General features: G+C 71.2%; 9 protein-coding genes. 5 read left to right on the top strand and 4 right to left on the bottom strand.

Translation table 11 applies throughout. The features are described 5' to 3' along the window. Positions 1-615 precede the first annotated feature (615 nt). From E4P39_RS22760 to E4P39_RS01360, 3 genes are all read left to right on the top strand, one after another. Complete coding sequence (locus E4P39_RS22760; RefSeq protein ID WP_245159551.1) at positions 616-816, top strand: LapA family protein; 201 nt, start codon at positions 616-618, stop codon at positions 814-816. A 459-nt stretch (positions 817-1,275) separates the two neighbouring features. Further along, positions 1,276-2,355: a glucose 1-dehydrogenase gene (locus E4P39_RS01365; RefSeq protein WP_209306281.1), complete on the top strand. Its 1,080-nt coding sequence runs from the start codon at positions 1,276-1,278 to the stop codon at positions 2,353-2,355. A 49-nt stretch (positions 2,356-2,404) separates the two neighbouring features. Next, positions 2,405-4,171, top strand: coding sequence for a glycoside hydrolase family 15 protein (locus tag E4P39_RS01360; protein ID WP_135134524.1), 1,767 nt, complete (start codon positions 2,405-2,407; stop codon positions 4,169-4,171). Here the strand turns inward: E4P39_RS01360 and E4P39_RS01355 are convergent. Both E4P39_RS01355 and E4P39_RS01345 read right to left on the bottom strand, forming a co-directional pair. Beyond that, a complete protein-coding gene (locus E4P39_RS01355; RefSeq protein WP_135134523.1) occupies positions 4,158-4,556 on the bottom strand; it encodes a hypothetical protein in 399 nt (132 codons plus the stop codon). The genes E4P39_RS01360 and E4P39_RS01355 overlap by 14 nt on opposite strands. Before the next feature lie 781 nt (positions 4,557-5,337). Then, a complete protein-coding gene (locus E4P39_RS01345) occupies positions 5,338-6,480 on the bottom strand; it encodes a site-specific integrase (RefSeq protein WP_135134522.1) in 1,143 nt (380 codons plus the stop codon). 535 nt (positions 6,481-7,015) lie between these two features. On the opposite strand from E4P39_RS01345, the gene E4P39_RS01340 reads away from it, so the two are divergent. Next, positions 7,016-9,247 (top strand): malate synthase G, encoded by a 2,232-nt coding sequence (locus E4P39_RS01340; protein ID WP_135134521.1) that lies wholly within the window; start codon positions 7,016-7,018, stop codon positions 9,245-9,247. Positions 9,248-9,422: 175 nt separating this feature from the next. Next, on the top strand, positions 9,423-10,190 hold the full coding sequence (locus E4P39_RS01335) for an IclR family transcriptional regulator (RefSeq protein WP_245159550.1): 768 nt from the start codon (positions 9,423-9,425) through the stop codon (positions 10,188-10,190). 21 nt (positions 10,191-10,211) lie between these two features. Here E4P39_RS01335 and E4P39_RS01330 read toward each other — a convergent pair whose 3' ends face one another. Together E4P39_RS01330 and E4P39_RS01325 are read right to left on the bottom strand one after the other, a co-directional pair. Beyond that, complete coding sequence (locus tag E4P39_RS01330) at positions 10,212-10,982, bottom strand: enoyl-CoA hydratase/isomerase family protein (RefSeq protein ID WP_135134520.1); 771 nt, start codon at positions 10,980-10,982, stop codon at positions 10,212-10,214. Further along, positions 10,979-12,271: a CoA transferase gene (locus E4P39_RS01325; RefSeq protein WP_245159549.1), complete on the bottom strand. Its 1,293-nt coding sequence runs from the start codon at positions 12,269-12,271 to the stop codon at positions 10,979-10,981. Before E4P39_RS01325 ends, E4P39_RS01330 begins: the two co-directional genes overlap by 4 nt. Positions 12,272-12,284 lie beyond the last annotated feature (13 nt).

Here is a 12,284-nt window from a genome sequence, read left to right as displayed (position 1 = left end):
GGCGGGGCGGTCGCACTACACAGCCCGTTGCGGGGTACGCCTAAGGCTTACCGCCACGACGTCGTCCGCCTCTGGCGGGTAGCGGCATGGTGGCTGGCGGCGCGGACTCCAAGAGCGCAGCGCGCCCGCAGAGCTTCGGCCACAGCGACCTCTTGCTTCGGTCGGCACGCATCCGGCTGACTGCCTGGGAGGGACCGCTGATCGCCTTCGAGGTTCCTGCCGGCAACCCCGATCAGTCCCCGCCGAGGACCCGACTAGCCAGCGATTCACGATCCTGTGTGGAGGAGGGTTCGCCCGGACACCGTTCCGGAGGTGCCCGGCACGGCTGGACGGTCGAGCGCACTCGAGCTGCCGAATCTTTGCGGTCCGGTGACGATCGGTCTTAGGCTCTCGCGCCGCATGGCGTGGGCGGGGACCCTGTCCTGTGTGACTACCACTGGAGGGCGACCCTCGAGCTCGTCCGAACTTCCGCCCGTGTCCAAGGCCCCGGGAGGTCCCGCCCCCGGCGGCCCGCCCACTGCTCCTGCGTCTCGGCGAGCGCCGGACAGCAGCACGCCCGCACCCACGCGCGGGGGCCCCGCGACGCCCCATCGGGCTGGCGGGGCTGGACTCACCTTGGCGGCGGCGCTGCTGGTCTTCGTGACGGTCATCCTGGTGTTGTTCGTCATCTTCAACACCCAGACCGTGGACATCAGCCTTGTCTTCGCGAATGTTCAGGCGCCGCTTGTACTGGCGCTGGTCATCGCGGCGGCGCTGGGAGGGCTCGTCGTCGGCCTGGCCGGCGTAGCGCTGCGCGCCCGACGAACCAAGAGGTGACCGATGATCCGGTGACCAGTCGACCGTCCATGACGAGTCGCGGGCACGTCGTCCTCCGGTTCATGGGTGCATGGTTCGGTCGCCGTGGGCGCTGCGTTCTCACCATGCCTGCGCGGCTGGCTGTAACCGAGGGCCGACCCGACTTGTCACGGCATCTTCAACTTCGCGCGGCTCAGGACGCGGCGGCGACCAGAGCGACCAGAGCGGCCGTGTGGTCAGCGGCGGTGAGCTCCAGAGGCGAGCTCGCCGGAGGGCAGCGGGCCTCCACATGGGCGCCGGTCGTGGGTCAGCGGGACTGTGGCGACCTCGGGGAGGCTGGTCGCGGTCAGCACGATCTGGTCCACCGCCCGGCGGCTCTTCCCGGCCGGTCGGCGTTTCTGGGACGTCGACGTGTGGCTGTCCGGTTCCGAGTAGCGGAGCATCGGGAGGACCGCTCCCTACACGAAGCATCTGCCTGTGGTGGCCGGACGGACGGAGGACGATCTGCGCGCGCTGACCGTGATCCCTGGGGTCGCCGACTCGGTGACCGTTCTCGACGTATCCGACCCCCTGCCCGGGCTCGGTGACCTCCTTGTTGACGGCCTGGCCGTCGGGATCTGCGGTACGGACCGGGAGATCGCCGCGGCGGAGTACGGCACGGCTCCGCCGGGCCGGGATCGACTGGTCCTCGGCCACGAGTCGCTGGGGCGAGTGCGGGAAGCCCCGGGCGGCTCGGGTTTCGCGCGGGGCGATCTGGTCGTCGGCGTGGTGCGTCGCCCCGACCCGGTGCCGTGCGGAGCCTGCGCCCACGGGCAGTTCGACATGTGCCGCAACGGCCGCTACACCGAACGCGGGATCAAGGAACTCGACGGGTACGCGAGTGAGAGCTGGTGCGTGGAGCCCGCCTACGCCGTCGCAGTGGACGCCCACCTGGAGCAGGTGGGCGTGCTGCTCGAGCCGGCGAGCGTCGTCGCCAAGGCTTGGGACCAGATCGAGCGCATCGGACAGCGCTCGTGGTTCGAACCCGAGCGCGTGCTCGTGACCGGCGCCGGTCCGATCGGGCTGCTCGCCGCACTGCTGGGACGGCAGCGCGGGCTCGACGTCCACGTCCTGGACGTGGTCCGTGACGGCCTCAAGCCGGAGCTGGTCGTGTCCCTCGGAGCGGCCTACCACTGCGACGGGTTCGCAGCCGCCGTTGCGGCGATGGGGCCGCCCGACGTCGTGGTGGAGGCCACCGGGGTGCCCTCGTTGGTGCTCGACGCCATGGGGACGACCCAGCACTACGGCATCGTCTGCCTCACCGGGATCTCCTCGGCAGGCCGGACCGTGCGGCTGGACGCGGGAGACCTCAACCGCTCCCTCGTGCTGGAGAACGACGTCGTAGTCGGCTCGGTCAATGCGAACCTCGACCACTACGCCCAGGCCGCGAAGGCGCTCGCCGCTGCGGATGTGTCCTGGCTCCAGCGGCTGATTTCCCGTCGGCTGCCGCTGGACTCCTTCGGCGAAGCGTTCCGGCCGGAGGACGACGACATCAAGGTGGTCCTCGACCTGACCTGCTGACCTGCTGACCTTCGACGGGACGACGAGTGACAGGGAGCGAGGTGCGGCCATGGCCGGCCGGATCGAGGACTACGGCCTGATCGGGGACCTCCAGACGGCTGCCCTCGTGGGGCGGGACGGGTCGATCGACTGGCTGTGCCTGCCCCGCTTCGACTCCGCGGCCTGCTTCGCCGCGCTCCTCGGGGACGAGTCGGCCGGCCGGTGGCTGCTGGCGCCGGCGACCGGCGGCGTCTGCACGCGACGCCGGTACCGCGGGGACTCGCTGATCCTGGAGACCGAGTGGGTGACGCCCGGCGGAACCGTGCGGGTGCTCGACCTGATGCCTCCACGCGGGGAGGCGGCCGACGTCGTGCGCATCGTCGAGGGAGTCTCCGGCCGGGTGCCGATGCGCATGGAGCTGATCCTGCGGTTCGACTACGGCCACCTCCTGCCGTGGGTGCGCCGCGTCGACGGCGACCTTGCCGGGGTGGCCGGTCCGGACGCCGTCTGGCTGCGTACTCCGGTCGACCTCCAGGGGCGGGAGCTCACGACCTGCGGCGAGTTCGAGGTGGCCGCGGGCGAGCGGGTCCCGTTCGTGCTCACCCACCACGCCTCGCACCTGCCGCGGCCGGTTCCGGTCGACGCGGAACGGGCGCTGGCCGGGACGGAGTCGTTCTGGGCCGAGTGGTTGAGCCGCTGCACCTACGAGGGGGAGTGGGGCGACGCCGTCCGCCGGTCGCTGCTCACCCTCAAGGGGCTGACCTACGCCCCGACCGGGGGGATCGTCGCGGCCGCGACCACGTCGTTGCCCGAGCAGCTCGGCGGGTCGCGCAACTGGGACTACCGGTTCTGCTGGCTGCGTGACGCCACTTTCACGCTGCAGGCTCTGCTGGGGACCGGATACACCGCCGAGGCGCGCGCCTGGCGGGAGTGGCTGCTTCGGGCGGTGGCCGGCGACGCCAAGGACCTGCGGATCATGTACGCCCTGGACGGTTCCCGCCGCATCCCCGAGTACGAGCTGCCCTGGCTGCCCGGCTACGAGGGGTCCGCGCCGGTCAGGGTCGGCAACGCCGCGGCCGCCCAGTTCCAGCTCGACGTGTGGGGCGAGGTCCTCGACGGGCTGCACCTGTCCCGGGAGGCGGGGCTGGCGAGCACCGGGGACCACTGGCAGCTGCAGAAGGAGCTGATGGACTTCCTGGAGGGCGCGTGGGACCAGCCGGACAACAGCCTCTGGGAGGTCCGCGGTCCGCGCCGTCCGTTCGTCCACTCGAAGGTCATGGCGTGGGCGGGCGTCGACCGCGCCGTGCGCGCGGTCGAGAGCCACGGGCTTGACGGTCCGGTCGACCGCTGGCGGGCCCTGCGTCAGGAGATCCACGACGAGGTCTGCGCCAAGGGCTACGACGCCGACCGGGGGACGTTCACCCAGTTCTACGGCTCCTCCGGCCTCGACGCCGCACTGCTGCTCATCCCGCGGTCCGGGTTCCTCGACTGGAGCGACCCACGGGTCGCCGGCACGGTGGACGCCGTCCAGCGGGAGCTCGCCGAGGACGGGCTGCTGTTGCGCTACCGGGTGGAGGCCGACGGAGGCGTCGACGGACTGCCCGGCGGCGAGGGCACCTTTCTGATCTGCAGCTTCTGGCTGGTCGGGGCGCTGCACGGCATCGGCCGCACCGCGGAGGCCAGGCGGCTCTTCGAACGACTGCTGAGCCTGCGCAGCGACCTGGGGCTGCTCGCCGAGGAGTACGACACGGCCACCGGACGCCAGCTCGGCAACACCCCCCAGGCATTCAGCCACGTCGGCCTGGTCAACGCCGCCCGGCACCTCAGCGGCACGTGACCCGCGACGCGGTCCGGCGAGCCCGGCGGAGACTCCTGAGATAGGTGTCTTCTCCCGACGGTGCCGAGTTCGCGGGGGCGGGCCGGCCCGACATGAGATCGAAAAGCAGGGTGCGCCCGGCCACCTGCATGTCCTCGATCGAGACGTAACGGCTTGCGGTCACTGTCGACGAGCCGGTCCTGGGCAGGCTCGCGAACAAGGCGCGTGTGGCGTACAACAGGTTGCCGGTCGGCAGCTTGTCGAGGTCGACGCGATTGTCCGGGCGATAGCGGACGGTCTCAAACAGATGCGTGACGGTAATGGCGCGGCGCGGCATGGCGAGGACTTCCGGACGACGTCGGTAGGGAGCACGCATCACCCGCGAAACCCGATCTGCCGAGCGCATCGTCGTCCTGTCGCCGTGCAGGAGGCGGCCTTCGGAGTTCGCGGTGCCCAGCCAAGACCCGGAGCGACTGTCGGAAATCGCCCCGGCGGAAGGCCTTCACGTCCCGGGGACGGCTGGTCCGCCCCGGGCGTAGGAGTGCGTGCGCCGCCAGCACATATCTGGCCCCCCTGAAGCTCGGCGGCGACGCCCCACTCGCTGTCTGCGAGCTGGCGGTGCACCTCTCGACTTCGCCTGCACACTGAGAGCCTGCGCAGGCCGGTTACCGGCGCCTCGGTGCCTGGGGACTCGGCCGGATTCGATAAGGGCGTCCCAAACCGACCGCTCCACTCGGACGTACTTCCCGAGCTCGACGTAGACGATGCGGCGCTCGGCGATGAGGCGGCGGATGAAGCGCTCGCCGGTCTTCAGGTACTCACCGGGCTGGCTGGGGGCCACTAGCTCGTCGGAGCCAGCCTCGGGAAGGCCCTCGGCCTCTTTGACCACGACTTGGGGGAGTCCATAGGGCAACGATGCTCCAACGGTCTGGAGTGTTCCTCCTGTCCGGGCAAGTAGCCAATGTTCGAGACGGGGCATTGCCGTGCCTGAGCCCAGCCGATGCACATGGGCACAACTGGCGTCGTACTGGATGACTAGTCCAGCCTGACTGTCGTACTTGTCGGGACTCCTGTACTTCTCCTGCTTCTTTTCGGCCACTCGATGAATAATCGCTGTGGTCATTCGACTGCGAGTCGCGAGGAGACCGGCGAGAGGGCGCGGTCATCCTCGCTCGCTACGGCTGGCTTCAGGTGCCGATGACCTCCAGTACGGCCGCTGCGCCGGTGACCAGAACCTTGCGGCCGAAATAGACGTCGGTGGTCATGGAGGTGTTGGCGTGGCCGAGTTGGTCGGCGGCTGCTCGAGAGGAGAGGCCGGCCTGGTCCATCACCGTGGCAACGGTCTTGCGGAAGACGTGGGAGGTCACCCAGTCAAAGCCAGCGTTGGCGAAGGCCTGGCGCAGGTCGGCCTGGGTGTTCGACGGGTCGCGCCAGCCGCCGAGCGGCGCAGGGAACACTGGCCTGGCCTGCGTGCTGCCCTCAGCGGGGATGACCGTTGCGGCCCGGCGCCGGAGCATCGTGACGCACCACTGGGGGAGTACCAGTGTCCTGGTGCCGGCGTCGGTCTTGGTGGTCTTGATGACCAGTCCCTGGCCCTTGACCCGGATGGCTGCGCCGCGCACGTCGACGGTTCCCAGGTCGAGGTCGACGGCGTCCCAGGCCAGGGCGGTTGTTTCCCCGATGCGCAGCCCGGTGGCCATCATGAAGCCGACCAGATCGGGGAGATCCCGACCGATGGCTTGGTCGTCGTAGGTGAGGGCGGCGCGCAGCTGCCGCAGTTCCGGCACTGTCATGGCCCGCGGCGCCTTCCTTGCTTTCGCGCTGACCGGTCCCAAGGCTCGCACCGGATTGCGTTCGAGGGCGTCGTGGCGGGCAGCCAGGGTGCACATGCCGGAGAGCACCGACCGGCACATCTTGGCCGTGGATGTGCCGTGCTTGTCGACGATGAGCCGGAGGTGCCGGTCGAGGACGCCGATACTGAGCTCGCGTACCCGCAGCTGCCCGAGGCCGGGCAGGATCTGCCGGTCGAGTCGGTCGCGGTAGGCCTGCATGGTCACGGGGGAGAGGTCCTTCAGTCCCGCGTACCAGGCTTCGGCCAGTGCCGAGACCCGGGTCTCGGCGGTGATGTCGCCGTCGGCCTGGGTCCGGGACCGGTCGCGTAGGGCCAGTTTGAGGGACCGTTCGGCGGCGGCCTTGGTCTTGTCCCACCGCTCGACCGACCGCGTCTTGCCGTCATAGTCCCGCGCCTTGGTGATGGCCCGGTATCCGGCGTCGGTCTTGTAGACACGGATGGTGCCGTACGTCCCGAGCGCGAGCTGTGGGCGTCCCATGAACCGCATCCTACCCACACTTTACCCGCACAATTCAGAGGTCAGCAGGGGTGCTCAAGGGAGTCCATCGGTCAGGGTCCACGACGGAAAGTGCAGCCCAGAGGGCTTATCTGGAGTCCAGGAGGCCGCGGAGGTGAAATACCACCAGGCAATCGCAGGGTTAGTGGTTCGAGTCCACTCGGGGGAGCAGAAGCCTGTGCGAGCTCGCCTGATCCCTGACGAATCGGGTTCGGTTGATGCCGGCCGCCGTCTCGGCTGATCGTCGACGCCGTCTCGGTCGATCCTTGACACCTCCCCCGCCGGTTCTCGGGCGGCGGCGGGCGCGTTCATCGCCGTGCGGGCCGCGACTGACGGATCCGGCGCTGAGGCGACCGGTCACCGCGACGAACCGGCCCCGCGGGACCGTCCAGCCCGTACTTTCCTGGGCAGCCGACGGCGGCGGGAGCGGGCGAGATAAGTTCGTGACCCGGCCGGGAGTCGACCGAGACCAGCGGGACGGTGGGTCCCACCGACGAGGGAGAACACAGTGGCGACCGTGAGCGACGACAGCACCCACGCAGGCCTGCGGGTCGACCCCGCACTGGGCGACTTCGTGGCCGACGAGCTGCTCCCCGGGCTCGACCTGGAGCCGGCGTGGTTCTGGTCGACCGTCGCCGACCTGCACGAGCGGTTCGCCGGCCGGGTCGATCAGCTGCTGCGCCGCCGGGACGAGCTCCAGGAGCGCATCGACGCCTGGCACCGGGAGCACGGAGCCGGCGACGTCGCGGAGCTGGAGGCGTTCCTCACCGAGATCGGCTACCTGGTGCCCGTGGAGGAGCCGAGCGTTCGGGTGGACCGCGTGGACCGCGAGATCGCCGAGGTGGCCGGTCCGCAGCTGGTCGTCCCCGCGACCGTGCCCCGGTACGCGCTGAACGCGGCCAACGCCCGTTGGGGCTCGCTCTACGACGCGCTCTACGGCACCGACGCGCTGCCCCTCGACCACGAACTCGAGCGCGGCTACGACGAGCGCCGCGGCGCGCAGGTCATCGCCGAGGCCGACCGCCTGCTGGACCAGTTCTTCCCGCTGGCCGACGGCAGCCATGCCGACGTGGTCGCGTACCGGGTGCCCTCGCCCGGCGAGCTGACCGTCGAGACGTCGTCGGGGACGACCGGCCTGGCCGACCCGGCACAGTTCGCCGGTCACCAGCCGGGGGACGGCGACCGTCCGGCCGCCGTGCTGCTGCGCCGGAACGGGCTGCACCTGGAGCTGACCATCGACCCGTCGACCCGGGTGGGCACCCAGCACCACGCCGGCGTGTCCGACGCGGTGCTGGAGTCAGCGGTGAGCACCATCGTGGACCTGGAGGACTCGGTCTCCACGGTGGACGGCCCGGACAAGGTCGGCGGCTACCGGTCCTGGCTCGGGCTGCGGACCGGGGAGCTGACCGCCTCGTTCGCCAAGGGCGGGCGCACCGTGACGCGCTCGGTGCACGGCGACCGCACTTACGTCGGCACCGACGGCCATGAGCTGACCCTGCCCGGCCGCTCGCTGCTGCTCGTCCGGAACGTGGGGCACCACATGCGCCTGGACGCCGTCCGGACCGCCGCCGGCGAGCCCATCCTCGAGGAGGTCCTCGACGCGCTCGTCTCCGCGACCGCCGCACTGCACGAGCTGCGCGGCAAGGCCAAGTACTCCAACACCCGCACGGGCAGCGTCTACATCGTCAAGCCGAAGATGCACGGCCCCGATGAGGTGTCGCTGTCGGTGGAGCTGCTCGCCGCGGTGGAGGAAGCACTCGGCATGGAGCCCACGACTCTCAAGATCGGCATCATGGACGAGGAGAAGCGGACCTCGGTCAACCTCGAGGCCTGCATCGCCCGCGCTGCCGACCGGGTGATCTTCGTCAACACCGGATTCCTGGACCGCACCGGCGACGAGATCCACACCGATTTCGAGGCGGGCCCGGTGGTCCGCAAGGACGAGCAGCGCTCGGCGACCTGGCTGACGACCTACGAGGACCGCAACGTCGACGTGGCCCTGCGCGCGGGATTCGCCGGCCAGGCGCAGATCGGCAAGGGCATGTGGGCCAAGCCCTCGGCGATGCGGGAGATGCTCGACACCAAGGGCGGGCACCCGCGGGCCGGGGCGAACACCGCCTGGGTCCCCTCGCCGACCGCGGCCACGCTGCACGCGCTGCACTACCTCGAGACCGACGTGCTCGCCGTCCAGGAGGAGCTCAAGAAGCGTCCGCTCGCCGACCGGCGCAACCTGCTCGTGCCCCCCGTCCTGCCCGACGGCGGCGCCGGACTGTCCGAGGAGGAGAAGCGGCACGAGCTGGAGACGAACGCGCAGTCGATCCTGGGCTACGTCGTCCGCTGGGTGGGGCTGGGGATCGGCTGCTCCACCGTCCCTACCCTCGAGGGCGTCGGCCTGATGGAGGACCGCGCGACGCTGCGGATCTCGAGTCAGCAGATCGCCAACTGGCTGCACCACGGGCTCGTCGACGAGGGCCAGGTGCGCGAGACCTTCGCCCGGATGGCCGCGGTGGTCGACGAGCAGAACGCCGCCGAGCCGGGGTACCAGCCGATGTGCGCCGACCTCGACGCCAGCCCGTCCTTCCAGGCCGCGCTGGACCTCGTCTTCTCCGGACGTCGGGAGCCGAACGGTTACACCGAGCGGGCACTGACCCAGTGGCGGCAGAAGGCCAAGGCGACCGACGACGGTGACGAGGAGTCGGGGACGCGCGAAGCCGTTCTCTCCGACGAGACGCCGAGCCCGGCGCACTGACCAGCACGCGGTCGCGCTCGCACGCGCCGCGGTCAGGGCGACTCCGTCGCGTAGCAGGATGGCCGGCGGCAGCGTGGCCGGGTGCGCCGGTGAACCGAATGGTTTCGGGGGCTCGTTTTTCCGTATGCTGTTAGTTCCTGTTCGGCAGGCGAAACAGCTCGAGGGAGCCCGATCCGTGGGAGAAGCCGCACCGGCCGGCGGAGTGCAGTCAGTCGGGCGTGTCCTCGACGTGTTCGAGGCCGTCGCGGCCGCCGGTGGTGAGTCCTCGATCAGCGAGATCGCCGTGGCGTGTGGGCTGCCGGTCCCGACGATCCACCGCCTGGTGCGTACCGTCGTCGACCGCGGGTACATGCGCCAGCTGCCCAATCGCCGCTACGCGCTCGGCTCCCGGCTCGTCCCGCTGGGCGAGGCCGCGGGCGCGATGCTCGGCGCCTCGGGCCGCCCGGTGCTCGAGGCGCTCGTCGCGGAACTCGGTGAGTCGGCCAACCTCGCCGTCCTCGAGCGGGACCGCGTGACCTACATCCAGCAGGTGCCGTCGCACCACACGATGCGGATGTTCACCGAGGTCGGCCGGCGGGTCTTCGCGCACTCCACCGGCGTCGGCAAGGCCACGCTCTCGCTCCTGCCCGACGAGCAGGTCCGCGCGCTCGTGGAGCGGGCCGGGATGCCCGCACAGACGTCGCGGACCATCACCGACCCGGACGAACTGATCCTGGCGCTGCACGGGATCCGTCGCGACGGCTTCGCCATCGACGAGGGCGAGCAGGAGGCCGGCGTCCGCTGCGTGGCCGTGCCGGTCCGGGCGGCCGACTTCCGCATGGCCGTGTCGGTGTCCGGTCCCGACGCGCGCATGACACCGGAACTCGTCGCGCGCGCGGTTCCGCTGCTCACCGAGGCCAGCCGCGAACTGGCTCTCGAGCTGGCCGAGCGTCCCTCCGCCTGACCTCGCTCCCGGCAGGACGGCTCAGTGGCCGGTCCAGCTGGCCGGCTTCCGGTTGACGAAGGCGGCCACTCCGGCCCGGAAGTCGGCGCTGCCGAAGACCTCGCGGACGATGTCGTCCCCGTCGGGCAGGTTCGCCCGCCGCAGACGGGCGACCGCCCGGCCGGCCGCCTTCATGCTCAGCGGGGCGTGGCTGAGCAGCACCTCGAGCAGCGCGGTCAGCGCAGGCTCGAGCTCCCCGTCGGCGACCACCTCGCCGACGAAGCCGGCCGCGTGCGCCTCCGCCGCCGACAGCAGCCGGGCCCGCAGCAGCATGTCCAGCGTCCGGCCGGGGCCGAGGTGGTGGACCAGGAGCGAATAGGAGTTCATCGACAGGCAGTTGCCGAGGGTCCGGGCGATCGGCACCCCGAAGCGGGAGGACTCCGTCGCGACCCGCAGGTCGCAGGCGGCCGCCAGCGCCAGGCCGCCACCGACGCAGGGCCCCTCGATCGCGGCGACGGTCGGGACGGTGACGTCCTCCAGCCGGTTGACCACCCGCGAGATGCCCTCCTCGTAGGCGATGCCGTCCTCGCCGCTGGTGAAGGTCGAGAACTGGCTGATGTCGGTGCCGGCGACGAAGGCGCGGCCGCCGGCGCCACGCAGCACCATGACGCGCACCGAGTCGTCGGCGTCGGCCCGGGCACAGGCCTCCTCGAGGCCCTGGTACATGGCGAAGGTCATCGCATTGCGTGCCTCCGGCCGGTTGAACAGGACGGTGAGCACTCCGCCGTCCTGCGTGACCTCGAGCTCGCTCATGCTCCCTCCCCGGGTGCGGGTGGCTGCGGGCGCCGGGGGACGGCGACCGACTCGTCGGTGGGGGCGGTGTCCGGGGTGCCTGCCGGCCCGGCGATCGCGTCGACGACGTCGCCGGGGACGCCGTGGCGGGTCAGCACCGCACGGGTGTCACCACCCAGCGGTGGGCCCGCCACCCCGCGGACGGCGGGGCTGCGCGAGAGCCGCATCGGCGAGCCGATCTGGCGGACCGGTCCGAGCGCCGGGTGCGGGGCGTCCCAGAAGAAGTTCCGGGCGGCCAGGTGGTCGTCGGTGAACACCTGCCCGTAGTCGTTGATCGGTGCGCACGGGACGCCCGCCTCGCCGAGGGCGGCGAGCAGGTCGGCCGTGGTGCGGGCCCGGGTGCGGGACTCGATGACGTCGAGGAGTTCCCCGCGGCGGGCGTGCCGGCGTGTGGCGTCGGAGTAGCGCTCGTCGGCCAGTTCGTCGGTCATGCCGAGTGTTCGGCAGAACCCGGCCCAGGTGTTGGGCGTGTTCGCGCCGATGGTGATCCAGCCGTCCGACGTCTCGAAGGCCTGGTACGGCGCCTGGCTCTGGTGCGCCGACCCGAGCGGTCCGCCCACCTCGCCGGTGGCGAAGTACTTGCCGGCCTCCCACACCGCCAGGCTGACCCCGGCCTCGAAGAGGGAGACGTCGATCGCCTGGCCGATCCCGGTCCGGTCCCGCTCGCGCAGTGCGGCGGTCACCGCCAGGGACAGGTACAGGCCGCAGACCAGGTCGCAGACCGGGACGCCGACCTTGACCGGCTCACCCCCGGGTGTGCCGGTGATGCTCATGATCCCGCTCCGGGCCTGCGCCATGATGTCGAGCCCCGGCAGCGGCGCCAGCGGCCCGTCCTGACCCCAGCCGGACCCGGAGGCGTAGACGACCCGCGGGTTCTCCGCCCAGATGCTCTCGGCGTCCAGGCCGAGCCGCGCCATGGCCCCGGGGCGCAGGTTCTCGATCACCACGTCCGCCTCCCGGACCAGGGCCAGGAAGGCCTGCTTGCCGGTGGGCGACTTCAGGTCGAGTGCCACGGACTCCTTGTTGCGGTTGAGCCGCAGGTAGGGGGAGCTCTCGCCTTCCAGGAACGGCCCGCTCGCCCGCACCGGGTCACCGCTGCGCGGGTCCTCGACCTTGACCACGCGGGCGCCCAGGTCGGCGAGCTGCATGGCGGCGAAGGGCGCCGCCATGAACACGCCCACCTCGAGGACCGTGACGCCGGTCAGGGGCGGCTGGGACTCGGGGTTCGGGGACGTCTGGGCCGGGTTCACAAGCTGCCTCCGC

This window comes from Blastococcus sp. CT_GayMR19 (assembly GCF_004570385.1).
Taxonomy (GTDB): Bacteria; Actinomycetota; Actinomycetes; order Mycobacteriales; family Geodermatophilaceae; genus Blastococcus_B.
Note: the sequence above shows the minus strand (reverse complement) of the source record. Positions and strands in the feature narration are given on the sequence as shown.